The 20473-nt window shown below is 75.0% G+C and carries 17 protein-coding genes; 6 read left to right on the plus strand and 11 right to left on the minus strand.

Annotation, left to right across the window (positions count from 1 at the left end; translation table 11 throughout):
• Nucleotides 1–18: 18 nt before the first annotated feature.
• The 4 genes from AB0H37_RS32460 to AB0H37_RS32475 form a co-directional block, all read right to left on the minus strand.
• Nucleotides 19–1092, minus strand: coding sequence for an acyl-CoA dehydrogenase family protein (locus tag AB0H37_RS32460; protein ID WP_360616712.1), 1074 nt, complete (start codon nt 1090–1092; stop codon nt 19–21).
• Entirely contained in the window at nt 1089–2282 is a 1194-nt protein-coding gene (locus AB0H37_RS32465) for an acyl-CoA dehydrogenase family protein (RefSeq protein WP_360616713.1), read from the minus strand. The genes AB0H37_RS32460 and AB0H37_RS32465 overlap by 4 nt, the downstream gene beginning before the upstream one ends.
• 157 nt (nt 2283–2439) lie before the next feature.
• Complete coding sequence (locus tag AB0H37_RS32470) at nt 2440–2856, minus strand: nuclear transport factor 2 family protein (protein ID WP_329091089.1); 417 nt, start codon at nt 2854–2856, stop codon at nt 2440–2442.
• Complete coding sequence (locus AB0H37_RS32475) at nt 2853–3251, minus strand: nuclear transport factor 2 family protein (RefSeq protein WP_179834760.1); 399 nt, start codon at nt 3249–3251, stop codon at nt 2853–2855. Before AB0H37_RS32475 ends, AB0H37_RS32470 begins: the two co-directional genes overlap by 4 nt.
• Before the next feature lie 81 nt (nt 3252–3332).
• On the opposite strand from AB0H37_RS32475, the gene AB0H37_RS32480 reads away from it, so the two are divergent.
• Nucleotides 3333–3926, plus strand: a complete 594-nt coding sequence (locus tag AB0H37_RS32480) for a TetR/AcrR family transcriptional regulator (protein WP_179834759.1) — start codon at nt 3333–3335, stop codon at nt 3924–3926.
• Here AB0H37_RS32480 and AB0H37_RS32485 read toward each other — a convergent pair.
• A complete protein-coding gene (locus AB0H37_RS32485; RefSeq protein ID WP_360616714.1) occupies nt 3923–5950 on the minus strand; it encodes an AAA family ATPase in 2028 nt (675 codons plus the stop codon). The two genes, AB0H37_RS32480 and AB0H37_RS32485, sit on opposite strands and share 4 nt — an antisense overlap.
• A 154-nt stretch (nt 5951–6104) precedes the next feature.
• On the opposite strand from AB0H37_RS32485, the gene AB0H37_RS32490 reads away from it, so the two are divergent.
• The gene (locus AB0H37_RS32490; protein ID WP_329091095.1) at nt 6105–6908 is read left to right on the plus strand and encodes an SDR family NAD(P)-dependent oxidoreductase; all 804 of its coding nucleotides are present in this window, start codon (nt 6105–6107) and stop codon (nt 6906–6908) included.
• 105 nt (nt 6909–7013) lie between these two features.
• Nucleotides 7014–7859, plus strand: a complete 846-nt coding sequence (locus AB0H37_RS32495) for an ATP-binding cassette domain-containing protein (RefSeq protein ID WP_360616715.1) — start codon at nt 7014–7016, stop codon at nt 7857–7859.
• Here the strand turns inward: AB0H37_RS32495 and AB0H37_RS32500 are convergent.
• From AB0H37_RS32500 to AB0H37_RS32520, 5 genes are read right to left on the minus strand one after another with little or no spacing between them, the layout of a single operon-like run.
• Nucleotides 7792–11007 carry a carboxyl transferase domain-containing protein gene (locus AB0H37_RS32500; protein WP_360616716.1) on the minus strand — a complete coding sequence of 1072 codons (3216 nt, stop codon included), beginning with the start codon at nt 11005–11007 and terminating at the stop codon, nt 7792–7794. The genes AB0H37_RS32495 and AB0H37_RS32500 overlap by 68 nt on opposite strands.
• Before the next feature lie 34 nt (nt 11008–11041).
• Entirely contained in the window at nt 11042–12421 is a 1380-nt protein-coding gene (locus AB0H37_RS32505; RefSeq protein WP_360616717.1) for a GH1 family beta-glucosidase, read from the minus strand.
• Nucleotides 12422–12449: 28 nt separating this feature from the next.
• Nucleotides 12450–13328 (minus strand): carbohydrate ABC transporter permease, encoded by an 879-nt coding sequence (locus tag AB0H37_RS32510; protein WP_179834754.1) that lies wholly within the window; start codon nt 13326–13328, stop codon nt 12450–12452.
• A complete protein-coding gene (locus AB0H37_RS32515) occupies nt 13321–14343 on the minus strand; it encodes a sugar ABC transporter permease (protein ID WP_360616718.1) in 1023 nt (340 codons plus the stop codon). The genes AB0H37_RS32510 and AB0H37_RS32515 overlap by 8 nt, the downstream gene beginning before the upstream one ends.
• A 4-nt stretch (nt 14344–14347) precedes the next feature.
• Entirely contained in the window at nt 14348–15658 is a 1311-nt protein-coding gene (locus AB0H37_RS32520; protein WP_360616719.1) for a sugar ABC transporter substrate-binding protein, read from the minus strand.
• Between the two features lie 156 nt (nt 15659–15814).
• Between AB0H37_RS32520 and AB0H37_RS32525 the strand changes: the two genes are divergently transcribed.
• Together AB0H37_RS32525 and AB0H37_RS32530 are read left to right on the plus strand one after the other, a co-directional pair.
• Nucleotides 15815–17047: an ROK family transcriptional regulator gene (locus AB0H37_RS32525; protein ID WP_329091108.1), complete on the plus strand. Its 1233-nt coding sequence runs from the start codon at nt 15815–15817 to the stop codon at nt 17045–17047.
• Between the two features lie 25 nt (nt 17048–17072).
• On the plus strand, nt 17073–17657 hold the full coding sequence (locus AB0H37_RS32530) for a TetR family transcriptional regulator (protein WP_360616720.1): 585 nt from the start codon (nt 17073–17075) through the stop codon (nt 17655–17657).
• A gap of 3 nt (nt 17658–17660) precedes the next feature.
• Here the strand turns inward: AB0H37_RS32530 and AB0H37_RS32535 are convergent, their stop codons facing one another.
• Nucleotides 17661–19094, minus strand: coding sequence for an aldehyde dehydrogenase family protein (locus tag AB0H37_RS32535; protein ID WP_360616721.1), 1434 nt, complete (start codon nt 19092–19094; stop codon nt 17661–17663).
• Between the two features lie 162 nt (nt 19095–19256).
• On the opposite strand from AB0H37_RS32535, the gene AB0H37_RS32540 reads away from it, so the two are divergent.
• Nucleotides 19257–20438: an acyl-CoA dehydrogenase family protein gene (locus AB0H37_RS32540; protein WP_179834749.1), complete on the plus strand. Its 1182-nt coding sequence runs from the start codon at nt 19257–19259 to the stop codon at nt 20436–20438.
• Nucleotides 20439–20473: the final 35 nt, after the last annotated feature.

Raw genomic sequence — 20473 nt, forward strand, 5'->3', positions numbered from 1 at the left:
CGCCGTCGGGTACCGCCGTCAGGCCGGAGGCAGGTTCACCAGTTCGGCGAGGAGCGCGCGGTGCCGGTCGGGCGTGCCGAGGGCGATGGAGTCGGCCTTGGCGCGCTTCAGGAACAGGTGCGCCGGGTGCTCCCAGGTGAAGCCGATGCCGCCGTGCATCTGCACGCACTCCTCGGCCGCCTTCAGGGCGACCGCCGAGCAGTGCGCCTGCGCGACGGCGACCGCGATCGGCGTGTCCTCGTCGCCCGCGGCCACGCAGGACGCGGCATGGCGGGCGACCGCGCGGGCCTGGGTGATCGAGGTCCACAGGTCGGCGAGCCGGTGCTTGAGGCCCTGGTAGGAGCCGACCGGGCGGCCGAACTGGTAGCGCGTCTTCACGTGGGCGACGGTGTCGTCCAGGCAGCGCTCGGCGAGCCCGAGCTGCTCGGACGCCAGCATCGCGGCGCCGGTGCGCAGCGCGGCCCGCACGGCGCCGGCCCCTTCGGCGACGCGCCGGGCCGGTGCGGCGGAGAAGGCGAGGTCGGCGAGCCGGCGCGTCATGTCGAGCGAGGTCGCGGCGGTGCGGCGGGCGTCGGCGGCGTCCACCGCGTACAGGCCGTCCCCGGCCGGGACGAGCAGCACCTCGGCGGCCATGCCGTCGGCGACGCTGGTGACCTCGCCGGTCAGCGTCCCGTCGGCGACTCGGACCGTCGCCGGGACGTCGCCCGGCGCGGCGCTGAACGGGACGGCCAGCACCGCGATCCGCTCCCCCGCGGCCAGCCGCGGAAGCAGCTCCCGCTCCCCGGCGGCCAGCAGCGCCGCCGTGGCGATCACGGCGCTGGCGAGGAACGGGACGGGCGCGGCGGACCGGCCCAGCTCCTCCATCACGACGGCGGTCTCGCGCCAGGTGGCGCCGGCGCCGCCGAGCTCCTCGGGGACCGGCAGGCCCGCGCAGCCGAGCTGGCCGGCGACCGCCCGCCACAGCGGCGCGTCGTAGGGCTCGTCCTTCTCGGTGCCGGCGAGGACGGAGGTCCAGGGCGCCTTGTCTCCCAGCACGTCGCGGACGCTCGCCCGCAGGTCGTTCTCGATCTCGCCGTACAGCAGGTCGCTCATCGGGGCAGGTCCTTCCACGCCACGTCTTTGTCGACGCGGATCTCGCCGGGCAGGCCGAGGACGCGCTCGGCGATGATGTTGCGCAGGATCTCCGAGGTGCCGCCCTCGATGGAGTTGCCCTTGGCGCGCAGGTAGCGGTAGCCGGGCGAGCGGCGGGTGAAGTCGACCTCGGTGGGGCGGCGCATCGTCCAGTCGTCGTAGCGCAGGCCCTCCTCGCCGAGCAGCTCCAGTTCCAGGCCGGACACCTCCTGGTTGAGCCTGGCGAAGGCCAGTTTGGCGCCCGACCCCTCGGGGCCGGGCTGCCCGGCCGTGAGCTGCTGGCGCAGCCGCGCCCCGGTGAGCCGGGCCGCCTCGGTGTCCACCCACGCGCGCAGCAGGGCGTCGTGCAGGCCGGGGGTGCGCAGCTCGGGGCGGTCCCGCCAGAGCGCGGCGACGACCCCGATCATGCCGCTCTCGCGCGGCACGGCGCTGCCGCCGATCGCGACCCGCTCGTTCATCAGCGTGGTGGTGGAGACCTGCCAGCCCTGCCCGACCTCGCCGAGCCGGTGCTCGTCGGGGATCCGCACGTCGGTGAGGAACACCTCGTTGAACTCGGCCTCGCCGGTGATCTGCCGCAGCGGGCGGACCTCGACGCCCGGCGCGGTCATGTCGCAGACGAAGTAGGTCATGCCGCGGTGCTTGGGGACGTCCGGGTCGGTGCGGGTGACGAGGATCGCCCAGCGCGCCTCGTGCGCCATGGACGTCCACACCTTCTGGCCGTCGACCGTCCAGGCGTCGCCGTCGCGGACGGCGCGGGTGGCGAGCGCGGCGAGGTCGGAGCCGGCGCCGGGCTCGCTGAACAGCTGGCACCACAGCTCCTCGCCGGTCCACAGCGGGCGCAGGAAGCGGCGCTTCTGCTCCTCGGTGCCGAAGGCGAGGATCGTCGGCGCGGCCATGCCGAGCCCGATGCCGTTGCGCTCGGGGTGGTTGGTCGGGGCGCCCGCCTCGGCGAACCGGCGGTCGACGGCGGTCTGCAGGTGCCGCGGGGCGCCGAGCCCGCCGAGTCCCTCGGGGTAGTGCACCCAGGCGAGCCCGGCGTCGAACCGGGCCCGCAGAAACTCCAGGGGCCCGGTCGCCGCGGGGTCGTGGCCGGCGAGGAACTCGCCGACCCGCCTGCTCAGTTCGTCGGCGTCGGGCGGTGCTGTGCTCACGGGGCCTCCGCGCGGGGCGTGGGTGGCGGCGGCCACCCGGAACGGGACATACCAACCGGTCGGTATGCCGACGTCCAGCCTAGGAACGGCCGGGACGGCCAGTCAACCGCCCGCGCCCGGCAGCCTCTGCGAGTCCTCCCCGCGCGGTCCTCCCCGTTCAGCCGTCCCGCATCGCCCGCGCGAAGCCCGGGTGGTCGTGGTAGTCGCGGGTCTCGGTGATCAGGCCGTCGCGCACCCGCAGCACCTGGACGTTGGCGACGCGGAACGCGCGGCCCGAGGTGGTCACGCGCCCGTCGTAGCCGAACTCCGCGATGATCACCTCCGGGTCTCCGGTCTCGTGCACCACCACGTCGCGGGCGCGCAGTTCGAGGGGCCCGCGCGCGGCGGCGCGGAAGTGCCGGTCGATCGCCGCGCGGCCCTCCAGGCGCGGCGGCGCGGGCGGGAGGGCGAAGGGCTGCTCGACGACCGCGTCCTCGGCGTAGAGGGCGGCGAGCTCGTGCCAGCGGCCGGCCGAGATGCCCGCGCTGAGCCGCGCGAACACCTCGCGGGGGGACGCGGCGGACGGGGGCGTCACGCCATCGCCTCGTCGAACGCGCGGTGGTGGGCGTAGTCGCGGGACTCCACGATGTGCCCGTCGCGGACCCGCAGGACGAAGATGTTGGGCACGACGAACTCCCGTCCGTTCTCGGTGTTGCGTCCCGCGTACTCGAACTCCGTGATGATCACCTCGGGGTCGGCGGTCTCGTGCACGACGACGTTGCGCGCCTTCAGCTCCACGGGCAGCGTCTCCAACTGCGCGAAGTGCCGGCGCAGCGCCTCGCGGCCCTCCAGGCGCGAGGCCGGGTGGGCGAACGGGTGCACGACCACCGCGTCCTCCGCGTAGAGCTGCGGCAGGCCCTCCGGCCGGAGCGCGGTTATCCCGTCGATCAGCCGCTGGAGGACGGCCCGGGGGCTGGCGAACTCTGACATGCGATCTCCCCTAGAATCGGAGTACGTGCTCCGTATGAGAAAATACGGAGCCAAGACTCCACTTGTCAACGGAAGGCCGCGATGACATCACCCGCCTCCGGCAGGCCGCTGCGCGCCGACGCCCTGCGCAACCGCGCCAAGGTCCTCGCCGCGGCCGAGGAGGTCTTCGCCGTCCAGGGGACCTCCGCCTCCACCGAGGAGGTCGCGCGCAAGGCGGGGGTCGGCATCGGGACGGTGTTCCGGCACTTCCCCACCAAGGAGTCGCTGCTGGAGGCCGTGCTCGTCGCCCTGCTGGAGCGGCTGGCGGCCGAGGCGCGGGACCTGCGGTCCGCGGACGACCCGGGCGCGGCGTTCTTCGGCTTCTTCACCCGGGTGGTCTCGCAGGCGGCGACCAAGCAGGCCGTCACCGAGGCGCTGGCCGAGGCCGGCATCGACGCCCGGAAGGCCACCGGGCGCGCCGGGCCGGGCCTGAAGGCCGCCCTCGGGGTCCTTCTCGAACGGGCGCAGGAGGCCGGCGCCGTCCGAGCCGACGTCGGGCCGGGCGAGGTCATGGCGCTGCTGGCGGGCATGTCCTACGCCGCCGGACGCGCCGGGGCCCGCGAGGACGTCCTGCGGATCGCCTTCGACGGGCTGCGCCCGCGGGTGCGCCCGGACCTGCCGGGCGCGCCCGGCTAGGGCCCCGGCTCCGCCAGCTCGGCGGGCAGGTCGTCCTCGTGCAGCACGGTCAGCGTGGTGACGGCCCGGGTCAGCACGACGTACAGGCGGGCGAGGCCGCGCGCCTCGGCCGCGGCGATGGCGGCGGGCTCGGCGACGATCACGTGGTCGTACTCCAGGCCCTTGGCGAGGGTCGCGGGGATCACGAGCAACCGTCCGGTGCCGGCCGACTCCGGCCCGAGGACCTCGTGCTCCAGCCCGGCGGCCTCCAGCGCGGCCGCGTGCTCGCCCGCCCGCGCGTCCGGGACGATCAGGCCGACCGAACCGGGGCGGGCGAGGGCGGCGCGGGCGGCCTCGACCGTCGCGGCGGCCAGGCCGGGGACGCGCCGCACGGTGAGCGCTCCGGCGCCGGGCCGCAGCGAGCGCGGCCGCTCCAGGCCGGGCGCGACGTGCGGGAGCAGGCGGGCGGCGAAGTCGAGGACGGTGCCCGGAACGCGGAACCCGAGGGTCAGCTCGGTGACCTCCCCGTCCTGCCCGAGATGGGCGAGAACCTCCTTCCACGTGCGGGCCGACCACGCGGTCGTGCCCTGCGCGAGGTCGCCGAGGACGGTCGCCGAGCCCGTCGCGCAGCGGCGGCCCAGCGCCCGCAGCTGCATCGCGGACAGGTCCTGCGCCTCGTCCACCACCAGGTGGCCGAGCGAGGTGGTGCGCTCGATGAGGTCGTTCAGCTCGTCCAGGAGGGCCCGGTCGGCGGCGGTCCACGCGGCGGAGCGGTGCGAGCGGGCGGGCCTCGACGGCCGGAGGGCGGCCTGCTCGTCCTCGTCGAGCACGCCCTTCGCGGCCCCGCGCAGCAGATCGGCGTCCGAGAGCAGCCGGTGCAGGACCTGCTCGGCGCTCACCTTCGGCCACACCGCGTCGAGGACCTGCTTGACCGGCCCGCTCCGCGCGACCTGGTCCTGGACGCGGTCGTCGGGGGCCTCGCCGCGCCGTTCCATCCGGACGAGGATCTGGTGCGCCAGCCGCTGCGCGAACGCCGCCCGGCCGCTGCCGTACCGGGTCGTCCCGCGCAGCGCGGCGGCGATCTCGCGGATCTCGTGGTCGGCGAGCCGGTAGCGCGCCGCGCCCCGCGTGACGACGAGCCCCTCCTCCGGTTTGCGGACGTGCAGCCACAGCGCCCTGCGCAGCACGTCGGCCATCCGGGCGTCGCCCTTGAGGGCGGCCACGTCCGCGGGCTCGTCGCGGAGCGGCGGGCCGAGCAGGTCGTCGATGGTGGCCTGCTCGACCCGGACCTCGCCGAGCGCGGGCAGCACCGCCGAGATGTAGGCGAGGAACGCGCGGTTCGGCCCGACGATGAGCACGCCGGACCGCGACAGCCGCTCCCGGTGCGTGAACAGCAGGTAGGCGGCGCGGTGCAGGCCGACGGCCGTCTTGCCGGTGCCGGGTGCGCCCTGGACGCAGACGCTCCGGGGCAGGTCGGCGCGGACGATCACGTCCTGCTCGGGCTGGATGGTGGCGACGATGTCGCGCATCGGGCCGGTCCGGGGGCGCTCGATCTCCTCGGTCAGGATCCGGGACGGGCCGATGTCCCCGCCGTCGAGGGGCTCGTCCTCGAACGCGGTCAGCTCGCCGGCCCGGAACCCGAAGCGCCGCCGCAACCGCCAGCCCATCGGGTCCGCGGGCCCGGCCTGGTAGAACGCCCGGGAGACGGGGGCGCGCCAGTCCAGCACGAGGGGGCGTCCCTCGTCGCCGTCGTGGACGTGCCGCCGCCCCACGTACATGACGGCGGGCAGGTCGGGGCCGGCCACGCCGGCGCGGTCCATGCGGCCGAAGAACAGCGGAGTGTCGGGGTGGTCGGCGAGGGCCTCGACCCGCTGGTCGAGCAGCGACTCCAGGAACTGCTTGGAGACCCAGTCGGCGGCGACGTCCGCGGAAAGGCCCGCGGCGTGCTCGCGCATCCGGCGCAGGGCGGCGCGGGACTCGGCGAGGTGGGCGCGTTCGGCAGCGAGGACCGCGGGTTCGGAAGGGGCGGCGGACTCGGCGGGCATGCGGACAGACCTCCGGCTGCGAGGGTGGTGGGGGGCCAAACCCACCACCTTACCGACATGGCGCGGGCGCCGCTGGACATTTCGACGGGCCGCTTTCCGGGGGCGGCGGCGCTGCGTCTTGCCGGTGGGGCCGGGGTGTGTGACGTTGGTCCGCATGGCGACTCTCACCGGACGGTCCGCTCTGGTCACGGGAGCCTCGTCGGGCATCGGCGCCGTGGTGGCGGAGGCGCTCGCCGCCGCCGGGGCGCGGGTCGGCCTGGTGGCGCGGCGCAAGGACAGGCTCGCGGAGGTGCTCTCCCGGTGCCGTGAGCACGCCCCGGACTCGGCGATGTGGGCGGCCGACCTCGCCGACCTGGACGCCGTCGCCGACCTCGCCGCCGAGGCCGAACGCGAGCTCGGCGGCGTCGACGTGCTGGTCAACAACGCGGGCATGCCGAAGCGGCGCCGCGTCCAGGACCTGTCCCCCGCCGAGGCCGACGAGGTGATGCGGCTCAACTACCTGTCCCCCGTGCGGCTCACGCTGGCGCTGCTGCCCGGCATGGTCGCGCGCGGGCGCGGGCACCTGGTGGCGATGGGGTCGGTCGCGGCGCGGCTGGGCCCGCCGCACGAGGCGGCCTACTCCGCGTCCAAGGCGGCGCTCACGGCGTTCTGGGAGAGCATGGCGGTCGATCTGGACGGCACCGGCGTGCAGGTCCACGTGATCCAGCCCGCGCTCATCGCCGGGACGGAGCTGTTCGCCCTTCCCGGCAACGAGCCGCCGCTCAGCGACGTGTCGGACGCGCTGCCGCCGCAGGAGGTGGCCGCGGCCGTGCTGGAGGTCCTGGAGAGCGGGCGGTTCGAGCGGTACGTGCCGGGCTGGTTCGGCGAGATGGCCTCCGGCAAGGCCGCCGACGTCGAGGCGTTCGTCGCCGGGGTCAAGGAGTGGACCCGCGGCCGGGTTGCACCCCCGGCGCCCTGACCGTCCCCCCGCCTTCTCCACGCTCCGTTGCCGCCGCCCGCGCGCCTCAGTAGGGTGTGGATCCGCCAGTGATCCACATCACACGAGGCGTTGGGGGCGGATGCCATGGCCGCTGCGGAGGGCCTGCGGGTGCGGGACGTGACGGTCCGCTTCGGCCCGCTGACGGCGGTCGACGGGGCGGGGCTGACCGCTCCGCCCGGCGCGGTCACCGGCCTGGTCGGCCCGAGCGGCGCCGGAAAGACGACGCTGTGCGACGTGATCACGGGATTGCGGCGCCCGGCGGCGGGCGCCGTCCTGCTGAACGACGCCGACCTGACGCGCAGCGCGGCGCGGGAGCGGGCCCGGCGCGGCATCGCGCGCACGTTCCAGCGGTCGGGCGCGGCCGGGGCGGCGACCGTCCGGGAGGCGGTCCAGGCCGCCGCGGCCAGGCACGCGATGACGCGGGAGCAGCCGGGGCGCACCGCGCGGGACCGGTGGCGGCGCCGCTTCGAGGCGCGGCGCGACGCGGGCGCCGTCGCCGAAGCGCTCCTCGCCCGGGTCGGCATCCGGGACCACGCGGACAGGCCCGTCCGGGACGCGCCGACCGGCGTCGCCGGGTTGGTGGACCTGGCGCGGGCCCTGGCCGCCGAACCGGCCGTGCTCGTGCTGGACGAGCCGTGGGCGGGCCTTCCGTTGCGGCACGCGCGGGCGCTGGAGGTCCTGCTGCGGGACCTGGCCGAGGAGGGGCTGGCGGTGCTGGTCGTCGAGGACGAGATCGAGCCGGTGCTCGGCGTCTGCGACGTCCTGCACGTCCTGGACGACGGCAAGGTGATCGCCGCCGGGCCCCCGGCGGAGGTGCGGGCCGATCCCCGCGTGCGCGACGCCTACCGCGCCGGCCCGCCCGTCACCACGTGTCGATCCACGGGCGGGGACGGTCGCCGGTCTGCGGGGCGGCGGCCAGCACGGCGGTGATCCAGCGCCGCGTCTCGGCGGGGTCGATGACGTCGTCCAGCTCGAACACGGTGGCCGCGTGGAGCGCCTTGCCGTGCTCGTAGGCCGCGGCGACCATCTGCTCGAACATCGCGCGCGGATCCTCGGCGGCCTCCAGTTCGGCGCGGAACCCGAGCCGGACGGCGCCCTCCAGCCCCATGCCGCCGATCTCGCCGGTGGGCCAGGCGAGGGTCGCGAGCGGCGCCGTGAACCCGCCGCCCGCCATGGCCTGCGCGCCGAGCCCGTAGCCCTTGCGCAGCACGATCGTGACGATCGGGACGCGCAGGTTGGCGCCGATGACGAACAGGCGGCTGAAATGCCGGACGGTGGCGGTCCGCTCGGCGTCCGGGCCGACCATGAAGCCGGGGGTGTCGCACAGGGACACCACCGGCAGGCCGTGCGCGTCGCACAGCTGCAGGAACCGGGCGGCCTTGTCCGCGGCGTCGCGGTCGATGGCGCCGCCGAGGTGCGCCGGGTTGCTGGCGATCAGGCCCATCGGGCGGCCCTCGACGCGGACCAGCGCGGTGATGATCCCGACCCCGAACGCGCGGCGCAGCTCCAGCACCGACCCGGTGTCGGCGAGGTGGGCGACGGCGCGGCGGACGTCGTAGGCGCGCAGCCGGTTCTCCGGGACGAGGTGCCGCAGGATCCGCTGGTCGTCGCAGGTCCAGCCGTCCGTCGGGCCCCGGAAGTAGGACAGGTAGCGGCGGGCCGCCCGGACCGCCTCGGCCTCGTCGTCCACCACGATGTCGATGACGCCGTTCGGTTCCTGGTCGCCGACCGGGCCGATCTCCTCGGGCGTGAAGACGCCGAGGCCGCCGCCCTCGATCATGGCGGGGCCGCCCATGCCGATGTTGGCGTCCCGGGTGGCGATGATGACGTCGCAGCAGCCGAGCAGGGCCGCGTTCCCGGCGAAGCAGCGCCCGCTCGCGACGCCGACGGACGGGACGGCGCCGCTGAGCCGCCCCATCGCGTGGAACGTCGTCACGTCCAGGGCCGAGACGGCGGTGGTGTCGGTGTCGCCGGGGCGTCCCCCGCCGCCCTCGGCGAACAGCACCAGCGGCAGGCGGCGGCGCAGGGCGATGTCGAGCATGCGGTCGGTCTTGCGGTGGTTCAGGTGGCCCTGCGTCCCGGCGAGGACGGTGTAGTCGTAGGACACGACGACGGCCTGCGCGCCGTCGACGTCGCCGATCCCGCAGACCATGCCGTCGCCGGGGGTGCGCTCGATGAGCTCGTCGAGGGAGCGGCGCCGCCGCTGCGCGGCGATGACGAGGGCGCCGTACTCGACGAACGTGCCCGCGTCGCACAGGTCGTCGATGTTCTCCCGCGCGGTGCGGCGACCGCGCGCGTGCCGCTTGGCCACCGCCTCCGGACGGGCCGCGTCGAGCCCGATCTCGTGCCGGCGCAGCGTCTCGGCGAGGTCGGCGCGGATCAGGTCGAGGTCGGCCGCCTCGTCCTCGGCGGCGTGGTCGCCGACTCCCTCGGCGGGCTCGGTGAACAGCAGCGGCGCGCCCTCGGCGACGGTGTCGCCGGGTGCGGCGGCCAGGGCCCGGACGATGCCCGGCTCACCCGCGCGGACGACGTGCTCCATCTTCATCGCTTCGAGGATCAGCACCGGCGCCCCCGCCCGGACGAGGTCGCCCTCGGCCACCTCGACGCTCACGACCGTCCCCTGCGTCGGCGCGGGGACCGCGACCGTGCCGGGCGGCGCGTCCGGGACGGCGGCGGGCTCGGGCCCGGCGGTGCTCCGGGCCGTCTCGACGTAGTACCGGCGGTGCTCGCTCTCCAGCAGCTCGGGCAGGTGGTCGGCGATGAACGACGTGCCCGCGCCGCCGGACGTGAAGCCGGGGTGGCGCAGCACGCCCTGCAGCAGCGGGATGCTCGTCGCCACGCCCGCGATCTCGAACTCGCCGAGGGCGCCGTGGGCGCGGGCGGCGGCGGACGGCAGGTCCTCCGCGCGGGCGATGACCTTGGCGAGCAGCGGGTCGTAGCGCGGGCTCGTGCGGTGGCCGGCGTACCCGTGGGTGTCGACGCGGACGCCGGGCCCGGACGGCGGCGCGAACGCGGTGAGCGTCCCGGCGCTCGGACGCGGCGCGCCGTCCGCACCGATCGTCTCGGCGTTGACCCGCACCTGGACGGCGCAGCCGGACGCCCGCGGCGGCGCGGCCAGGCCCACCCCGGCGAGATCCTCCCCCATCGCCAGCCTGATCTGCGCCTTCACCAGGTCGACGCCGGTGATCTCCTCGGTCACGGTGTGCTCGACCTGGAGCCGGGGGTTGGCCTCCAGGAACCAGAACCCCTCGCCGCCGACGAGGAACTCGAAGGTGCCGAGGCCCTCGTAGCGGATCCGGGCCGCCATGCGCAGGGCGGCGTCCAGCAGCGCGTCCCTGACGCCGCCGGGCAGCGCGGGCGCGGGGGCGATCTCGATCAGCTTCTGGTGGCGGCGCTGGACGCTGCAGTCGCGCTCCCACAGATGGGTGACGGCGCCGGAGCCGTCGCCCGCGACCTGGACCTCGATGTGGCGGGCCCGCGGCACGTACTTCTCGGCGTACAGCTCGCCGCCGCCGAAGGAGGCGAGCGCCTCCGACCGGCACCGCTCGTAGGCGTCCGCCACGGCGGCGGGCCCGGTGACGACGCGCATGCCGCGGCCGCCGCCGCCCGCGAGCGCCTTGATCACGACGGTGCCGTGCTCGCGGGCGAACGCCTCGGCCTCGGCCAGGCTCGCCGCGCCGGGCGTGCCGGGAGTCACGGGCACGCCCGCCTCCCGCGCCAGGCCGCGCGACCTGGTCTTGTCGCCGAACAGCTCCAGCAGCTCCGGGCGAGGGCCGACGAAGGCCAGCCCGGCCGCGGCGCAGCCGGCGGCGAAGCCCGCGTTCTCGCTCAGGAAGCCGTAGCCGGGGTGGACGGCCGTGGCGCCGGCGTCCGTCGCGGCGGCGATGAGCGCGTCGGCGTCGAGGTATCCGGCGACGCCTTCGCCGGGCAGGACGCGCGTCTCGTCGGCGCGCCGGGTGTGCGGCGCGGCGGCGTCGTCGCGGGTGTGCACGGCGACCGTCCGCAGGCCCAGCTCGGACGCGGCCCGGACGACCCGCAGCGCGATCTCTCCCCGGTTGGCCACAAGGATCCCGCCCACCCGGCCTCCTCACCTCGCCCGCTCCGGTCGGCCCTCACTCTAGGGAGCGGGACGCCAGGGGCCGCGCCCGGAGGTCCCGGTGCGCGCGGATGATCTCGGCGTAGCGGCGCCCGCTGTCCTTGACGCGGCGTTCCTGGGTGGCGAAATCGACGTGCACGAGACCGAACCGCTGCGCGTACCCGTAGGCCCACTCGAAGTTGTCCAGCAGCGACCAGGCGAAGTAGCCGTCCAGGGGGACGCCCGCGCGGATCGCCGACGCGCACGCCGACAGGTGCCCCTCCAGGTAGGCGGTGCGCTCGGCGTCGTGGACGGCCCCGCCGGGCGCCACGGTGTCGGCGTAGGCGGCGCCGTTCTCGGTGACCATGATGCTGCGCGGCGCGTAGTCCTCGGTGACGCGGAGGAGGATCTTCGCCAGCCGGTCCGGATGGATCTCCCAGTCCATGCCGGTGCGCGGCGTTCCCGCCGGGGTGATCTGCCGCGTGTGCGGCGGCGGGCCGCCGGGGTCGGCGACGGTGACGGACCGGCGGTAGTAGTTGACGCCGAGCCAGTCCAGCGGCGCGGCGATCGCCTCCAGGTCCCCGGTCCGCACCGGCGGCTCCACCCCGTACACCTCGATCATGTCGGCGGGGAACCCGCGGCCGTGGATCGGGTCGAGCCACCAGCGGTTGTGGTGGCCGTCCTCGCGCCGCGCCGCCGCCGCGTCCGCCTCGTCCTCGCCGCCCGGCTCGCAGTCGGTGAGCAGGTTGACGACGCCGACGCGGGCGCCGGGGGCCGCCGCGCGCACGGCCTGCGCACCGAGGCCGTGCGCCAGCAGCAGGTGGTAGGCGGCGGGCACGGCCGCGCGGATGTCGGCGACGCCGGGCGCCATGGTCCCCTGCAGGTGCCCGATCCAGGCCGCGCACACCGGCTCGTTCAGCGTCGCCCACGACGTGACGCGGTCGCCGAGCGCGGCGGCGACGACGGAGGCGTACTCGGCGAACCGCCCGGCGGTGTCGCGGGACGGCCAGCCGCCGCGGTCCTGCAGCGCCTGCGGCAGGTCCCAGTGGTACAGGGTCGGGTGGGGCTCGATCCCGGCCGCGAGCAGGGCGTCCACGAGCCGGTCGTAGAAGGCCAGGCCGGCCGCGTTGACCGGGCCGCCGCCGGCGGGCAGCACCCGCGGCCAGGCGATCGAGAACCGGTAGGCGCGCAGCCCGAGATCCGCCATCAGCGCCAGGTCCGCGGGCCAGCGGTGGTAGTGGTCGCAGGCGACGTCGCCGGTGTCGCCCCCGGCGATCGCGCCCGGGACGCGGCAGAACGCGTCCCAGATGGAGGGGGCGCGGCCGTCCTCAGCGACGGCCCCCTCGACCTGGTAGGCGGAGGTGGCCGCCCCCCAGGCGAAGTCGGGGCCGAACGCGGTCAGGTCGTCGATGGGCACGGGTCTCCCTCGGGGTCGTCGAGACGGGTCACTTGACGGAGCCGGCGGTCAGCCCGGCCACCAGGAAGCGCTGGAGCAGCAGGAACCCGGCGACGACGGGGACGCTCACCACGAGGGAGGCGGCCATCACCTGGTTCCAGTACACCTCGTGCTGCGTGGAGTAGCCCTGCAGCCCGATCGCGAGGGTGCGGGTCTGGTCGTTGGTCATGACCGAGGCGAACAGGACCTCGCCCCAGGCCGTCATGAACGCGTAGACGGTCACCGCGACGATGCCGGGCAGCGACGCCGGGACGATCACCCGCAGCAGCGCGCCGACCGGCCCGCAGCCGTCCACCCGGGCCGCCTCGTCCAGCTCCCGCGGGATCGACTCGAAGTAGCCGGCGAGCATCCAGATCGAGAACGGCAGCGAGAACGTCAGGTAGGTCAGGATGAGCGCGCCGCGGCTGCCGTAGAGGGCGACGCCGGTCGCGTTCCCCGCGTTCACGAAGATCAGGAACAGCGGGAGCAGGAACAGGATCCCCGGGAACATCTGCGTTGACAGCACCGTCACCGTGAACGCCCGGCGGCCGGCGAACCGGTACCGGCTGACGGCGTACGCCGCGCCGATCGCGATCGCCACGGACGCCAGCGTCGCGCCGCCCGCCACGATCACGCTGTTGGCGAAGTAGCGGGCCAGCGGCACGGTCGACCACATGTCGACGTAGGGGCGGATCGTCGGCTGCGACGGGATCCACCGGAACCGCCGCTGCACGTCCTCCAGCGGCTTCAGCGACGAGCTGACCATCGCGTAGACCGGGAGGAGGGTGAACGCGGCGAGCAGGGCCAGCACGATCCGCCGCGTCCAGACGAACGAGGCGGGCGGATCGGTCGGCGCCCGCCCCGTGCGGACGGGGCGCGTGTCAGCCATGCGCGGGCCTCCTCCTCGACGTGGCGAACAGGTACGCCACCGTGGCCAGCAGCAGGAACAGCAGGAGCAGCACCGACATCGCCGAGCCCGTCCCGAAGTTCCAGGTGACGAACGAGGCGTGGTAGATGTGCACCGAGACCAGGTCTCCGCCGTCCGGCGCGGCCTTGCCGAACAGGACGAACGGCGTGTTGAAGTCGTTGAACGTCCACAGGAACAGCACCAGGACGAGCACCTGGTTGACGGGCCGCAGCGCCGGCAGCGTGATGTGCCGGATCTGCCGCCACACGCCCGCGCCGTCCAGCGCCGAGGCCTCGTACAGGTCGCGGGAGATGCTCTGCATCCCGGCGGTCAGCACCAGGAAGGCGAACGGCCACGACCGCCACACGACGACGGTGACCAGGGCCCAGAAGCTGTTGCCGCCGATCAGCCAGAACGGCCGGTCCCCGCCGGTCAGGTGCAGCTGGTCGGCCAGCAGGTGGTTCACCAGCCCGTTGTCGCGCTGGAACATGAACGCCCAGGTCATCACGGCGGCGTAGACCGGCAGCGCGTACGGGACGAGGAAGAGCGCGCGCAGCGGCCCGCGCCCCCGGAAGCGGTCCTGCATGAGGATGGCCGCGGCGGTGCCGAACAGCCACGACAGCGCGACCGCCAGGAGCGTGACGGCGAGCGTGACCAGGAACGAGCGCAGCAGGTCCGCGCCGATCGCGCCGTCGGCGTCCACCGCGACGCGGTAGTTGCCGAGTCCCCTGCCGGGCGCCTTCGACCAGTCGCGGATGTAGAAGAGGGTGAGCTCCTTGAAGCTCATCCAGACCCCGACGGCGATCGGGACCACGTGGACGATCAGCTCGGCGACGACCGCGGGCGCGAGCAGCAGGTACGGCAGCGCGCCCGGCGGCAGCCGCGGCCGCCTCCCGCGCCGCGTCCCGGCGGGCCCCCGCCCGCCGGGCCCGCTCTCCCCCGGCCGCGCCGTCCCCCCGGCGGAGACGGCGGCGGCCGACACCTCGGCGGAGGTCATGCGGCTAGCCGCCCATCTGCTGCTGGGCGGCGGCGAGCCGCTCCCGCACCTTGGCCTCGGTGATCGGGCGGCCTGCCGCGGCGTCGGCGAACAGCTCCTTCATGGCGGTGCCGACGGCCGTCTCGAACTGGCTCTCCTGCGGCACCTGCGGCAGCGGCGCCGCGCTCGTGGCGAGAACGCCCTTGAAGACCTTGAGGTCGGCGGTGTCGAAGGCCGGGTCGCTCTGCGCGGAGACGACCGAGGGCAGCGAACCGTACGCCCTGTTGAGGATCTTCTGCTCCTCGTCGCCGGTCATGAACTTCACGAACTTCAGCGCGCCTTCGCGGTTGCCGGTGCTCTTGAAGACCGCGATGTTGATGCCGGCGACCATGGAGGTGATGTTCCGGCCGCCCGGCGGCGCGGGGGACGGCCTCGGGGTCGGCACGACGCCCCAGTCGCCGGGCTTCATGCCGAGGTTGGTGAGCCCGCTGGTGGTGGCCTGCCACAGCAGCATCGCGGCCTTGCCGGTGGCGAAGTCGTTCAGCGACTGGTTGGCCGAGTACTCGGCGTTGCCCGGCGCGGCGATCTTCTCCTTGCCGAGCAGGTCGACGTAGGACTTGACCGCCGCGACGGCCTGCGGGGTGGCGAACTGCGGCCTGCCGTCCGGGGTGAAGAAGTCGGCGCCGTACATCTGGCCGAGCGTGAACGCCTGGTGGACGTTCTCGGGGATGCTGGCGCCCTCGATCGCGATGCCGTACCTGCCGTCCTTGGTGAGCTCGCGGCCGGCGTCGATCAGTTCCCGCCACGTCCCGGGCGGTTCCAGGTTCGCGTCCGCGAACATCTTCTTGTTGTAGTAGAGGCCGTAGGCGAGGGAGTAGAGCGGGACGGCGGCCGGGTCCCTGCCCTTGGCGCCCGCGGCGGCGAGCGCGGCGGGCACGAACCGCTGCGCGCCGCCGACCTCGGCCATCGCGGCGGAGTCGAAGGGCAGCAGGCCGCCGGTCGCCTGCAGCGACGCCGACCAGGTGTTGCCGATGTTGAGCACGTCCGGTCCCTGGCCGGAGGTGGTGGCGGCGAGGATGCGGTTGAGCAGGTCGGTCCAGGGGACGACCTCCAGCTTCACCTTGATGCCGGTCTGCTTCTCGAACTTGGCCAGCTCGGGGTCCAGCACCTTCCGGTCGGCCGCGAGGTCGGTGCCCTGGTTGCTGGCCCAGTAGGTCAGCGTCTTCGGGTCGCCGTTCCCGCCGCCGGACGTGGTGCCGCCGCCGCAGCCCGCCGCGGCGGCGGCCAGGAGCCCGGCCGCGAGGACGGCGAGGGCCCGCGAGGGGGTAGGACGCATCGGCTCGGCCTTCCGATCAGGTGACGAGGGTCACTCGGAGAGTTAGATCACACCTTATTTCACGCCGTGATCTAAGCAGTGACATAATGGTGGGGTCAAGACCTGAGAACCTGCGGGGGACGCGGCCCGGCCAGGGCCGCGGGATGAGGGGGGCCGATGCCGGAACGGCGCCGGAGGACCGTGCGCGACCTGCGCCGCACCAACCGGTCGGTACTGCTGAGGCGGCTGTACTTCGACGGGCCGCTCAGCCGCCAGGACCTGGCCCGCGAGACCGGCCTCAGCCCCGCGTCGGTCAGCAACGTGGTCAGCGAGCTGATCGAGGCCGGGCTCGTGGTGGAGGCGGGCAGCGTCGAGTCCGACGGCGGGCGGCCGCGCGTGCTGCTGAAGACCGCGGCCGGTTACGGCCACCTCGTCGGCGTGGACGTCGGCGAGACGCGGGTGATGGTCGAGCTGTTCGACCTGGAGCTGACCCAGCTGGCCAAGGCCGACCTGCCCCTCGGCGACGGCGGCCACGACGAGCGCGCCGTCGTCCGGCACATCCTGGACGGCCTGCCGGCGGTCATCGAGGGCGCGTCGGTCGACCCGGCGTCCATCATCGGCGTCGGGGTCGGCGTCCCCGGCGTGATCGAGCACGGCCCGGAGGCGGTCGTGCACTGCCAGACCATCGGCTGGGACGGCGTGCCGCTGGAGCGGATGCTGCGCGAGGGCACACGCCTGCCGCTGTTCGTGGACAACGGCGCGACGGCGCTCGGCCAGGCGGAGATGTGGTTCGGCGCCGGGCGCGGGCATCGGGGCGCCGTCGTCGCCCTGATCGGATCCGGCGTCGGCGCGGCCGTGATGATCGACGGCTCGCCGTACCGGGGCGCGGCCGGCAGCGCGGGCGAGTGGGGCCACACGACGTCCCGGGTCGGCGGCGCGCCGTGCCGGTGCGGGTCCCGCGGGTGCCTGGAGTCCTATGTCGGCGCGACCGCCCTGCTGGAACGCTACAGGGCCGCGGGCGGCCCGGCCGGGACGGACGAGGAGGCGGCGCTCGCCGGGCTGCTGGCCGACCCGTCCGAGGCGGCGGCCGCCCTGCGCGAGGACATCGCCGAACACCTCGGCGCGGGCATCGCCGACCTGGTCAACCTGTTCAGCCCGGAGAAGATCATCATCGGCGGCTGGGCGGGGCTGCTGATCGGCGGCCGGATGCTGGACCGGATCGTCGCGGCCACCGCCGCCTACGCGCTGCGCCAGCCGTTCGCGCAGACCTCGATCGAGCTGTGCCACCTCGGGCCGGAGGCGGTGGCCGTGGGCGCGGCCACCCTCCCGCTCGCGCACCTGCTCGACGGCGGCGACCCGGCGGTCTCGCGATGGCCCGGCGGCGGCGCGCGGGGGATAATGGCGTACTGACCAGCATCCTGGAGGGCGACGACACATGGGCACCGCCGGCCGTTCCGTGCGCGAATCCCTGCTGGACGCCGCAGCGGACCTCCTCGTGGAGCGCGGCTACCGGGCCGTCCGGATGCGCGACGTCGCGTCCGCCGCCGGGGTGAGCCGGCAGACCGTCTACAACGAGTTCGGCGACAAGTGGAGCCTCGCGCAGGCGGTCGTGATCCGCGACAACGAGCGCTACCTCGACGGCATCGACGCGGTGCTGTCCGAGCACGCCGACCTGTACTCGGCGGTGGTCGCCGCGGTCATGTTCACGCTGGAGACCTCCGCCGACGACCAGCTGAAGAAGGCGGTGCTGACGGGCGCGGGCGGCGACGAGATGCTGCCGCTGCTCACCACGCAGGCCGAGCCGGTGCTGTTCTCCGCCAGCGCCCGCATCGCCGAGCACGCCCTGCGCCAGTGGCCGGATCTGGACCGCGCCGCGCTCACCGAGATCGCCGACGCGGCCGTGCGCCTGACGATGAGCCACATCATGCTCCCGTCCGGGCCTCCGGAGGTCTTCGCCCACTTCGTCGCCCGCATGGTGACCTGCTACATGGCCGCCCCCGCGGGGCCGGGCGCCGGATGACGCTCAGGGGGCGGCGGCCTGGATGTGGACGACCTTGACGGCCGTCATCTCGTCCAGGAGCTCGGGGCCGTACCCGAACCCGTGGCCGCTGGCGCGGCGCGGGGTCGCGGCGCCTCCCGGGGCGCCCCCGAACACCGCGTTGATCTTCACGATGCCGGCCTCCAGCGTGCGCCAGGCGGCCTGGGCGTGCGCCATGTCGCGGGTGAGGACGGTCGCGGCGAGGCCGTAGCGGGAGCGGTTCGCCGCCGCCAGCGCCTGCTCGAACCCGGTCACGGTGCGGACGGGGGCGACGGGGCCGAAGGTCTCCTCCGCCATGATCGCCATGTGGTCGGCGCAGCCCGCGAGGACGGTCGCCGGGTAGAAGCAGCCGGGGCCCTCCGGCAGGCGCGCGCCGGTCAGCACCCGCGCCCCCTCCGCGAGCGCCTTCTCGACCTGCTGGTGGACCTTGGTGCGGTGGCGCTCGTCGACGAGGGGCCCGAGCTCGGTGGACGGGTCGGCGCCGGGCCCCGGGCGCAGGTTCCGTGCGCGGGCGGCGAGCGCGTCCAGGAACGGCTCGGCCACGGCCTCGTGCACGTAGACGCGCTCGACCGAGGTGCAGATCTGCCCGGCGTTGGCGAAGCACCCGAGGGCGGCCTGCCCGGCGGCCCAGGACGGGTCGACCCCCGCGTCCACGATCAGCGGGTCGTCGCCCCCGTTCTGAAGGACGGTCCTCGCGCCGGTCCGTGCGGCCAGCTCGGCGACGCGGCGGCCGGCGCGGGTGGAGCCGACGTGCGCGACGACGTCCGCGCCCCCGTGCCCGGCGAGGGCCTCGCCGACCGCGCCGCCGCCGGTGACCATGTTCAGGACCCCGTCCGGCAGGCACCCGGCGACCAGCTCGGCGAGCATCGCGCCGGTGTGGGGCGTGCGCTCGGACGGCTTGTGCACGACGGCGTTGCCCGTCGCCACGGCCGCGCCGACCAGCCCGCAGGCGATCACGACCGGATCGTTCCACGGCGTGATGGCGGCGACGACGCCCCACGGCTCGCGGACCGTGAAGTCGGCGGCGTCCGGTCCGCCGGGGAGGCTGCGCCCCCCGTGCAGCGGCCCCAGCTCGGCGTACTGGCGCAGCGCGCCGATCCCGGCCTCCACGCCGCCGAGCGCGTCGCCGGTCGGCTTGCCCATCTCCACGGTCACCAGGGCGGCCAGCTCGTCCATGCGCTCCTCGACCGCGCGCGCGGCCGCGTGCAGGGCCGCGCCCCGTTCGGCCGCCGGGGCGGCCGCCCAGCCGGGTGCGGCGCCGCGGGCCGCGGCCACCGCCGTGTCCACGTCCGCCGCCGAGGAGGCGGCCACCACTCCCAGCGGCTCGCCGGTGGCCGGATCGGTCACCGTGAACGTCTCGTCCGCGGCGCCCTGGCTCCACCGTCCGCCGGCCAGCATCCACCTGTCGCGCGGCCGCATGGCCTCCCCCTCCCGTGTCGCCTCCCTCTGGCCGGGCCCCGTGCCGAGGTCCCCGTGTCGCCTACCCGGGGAGAGGCGCTTCAAAGGGCCCACCCCACGTCAGTGAGTACTTACTCGCGTCCGCTACCGTGAGCGCAGGCGAGAACGTGTGAGGGAGGCGCGATGGACTTCGACCTGCCGGAGGGCGCGGCCGCGGTGCGCGAGGGCGTGCTGGCCGTCGCCGGGAAGTACGACCAGGACTACTGGGGCCGGTGCGACACGGACAAACGCTGGCCGGAGGAGGTCTGGCGGGAGCTGGTCGACGGCGGCTGGCACAGCCTGGCGATCCCCGAGGAGTACGGCGGCGGGGGCCAGGGGCTGCTGGAGCTCGCGGTGGCCCTGGAGGCCCTCGCCGAGGGCGGGGCGGGTGGCGCCGCCTCCTTCATGTACCTGCTGACACCCGCCTTCGGCGGCCTCACCATCGCCCGGCACGGCACCGCCGAGCAGAGGCGCGAGCTCCTGCCGAAGATCGCCTCCGGCGAGGTCGAGACGTGCTTCGCCATCACCGAGCCGGACGCGGGCAGCAACGCGATCAACATCTCCACCCAGGCGCGCCGCGACGGCGACTCCTTCGTCGTCAGCGGCCAGAAGATCTGGATCTCCGGCGTCGAGCGCGCCGACTTCCTCGTCCTGGTCACCCGGACGATCCCGGCCGCCGAGGCCCGCCCCCGCACCGCCGGCTTCACCGTCCTGCTGGTGGACGTCAAGGAGGCCGTGGCCGCGGGAACGCTGACCTACCGGCCGATCCCGAAGCTCGGCACCAACACCGTCGCCTCCAGCATGGTCTTCCTGGACGGCGTGCGCGTGCCCGCCGACCGGGTCCTCGGCGAGCCCGACCAGGGCTTCGCCGTCCTGTGGGACATCCTCAACCCCGAGCGGATCCTGGCCGCGGCGGGCGGCGTCGGGTCCGGCGGCCTGGTGCTGAGGCTCGCCTGCGAGTACGCCGGCGAGCGCGCCCCGTTCGGCACGCCGATCGGGGCGAACCAGGCCGTCGCGTTCCCACTCGCGCGGATCAAGGCGCAGCTGGAGCTGGCCCGGCTGATGACCTACAAGGCCGCCTGGCTGTGGGACCGCGGCCGGCCCTGCGGCTCGGAGGCCAACATCGCCAAGCTCACCGCGGCGGACGCGGCCTGGCAGGCGGCCGACCGGGCGTTCCAGACCTACGGCGGCATGGCGTACTCCCTGGAGTACCCGATCGCCCGGATGTTCCGGGACGCCCGCATCGCCAAGAACATCCCGGTCGCCGAGGAACTCGTCCTCGCCCACATCGCCCAGCACGAACTGGGACTCCCCAAGTCGTACTGAGCCGGACCGCGCGGGGCGCGCGGGATGCGCCGGCG

This window comes from Actinomadura sp. NPDC023710, assembly GCF_040639875.1.
Classification (GTDB): domain Bacteria; phylum Actinomycetota; class Actinomycetes; order Streptosporangiales; family Streptosporangiaceae; genus Spirillospora; species Spirillospora citrea.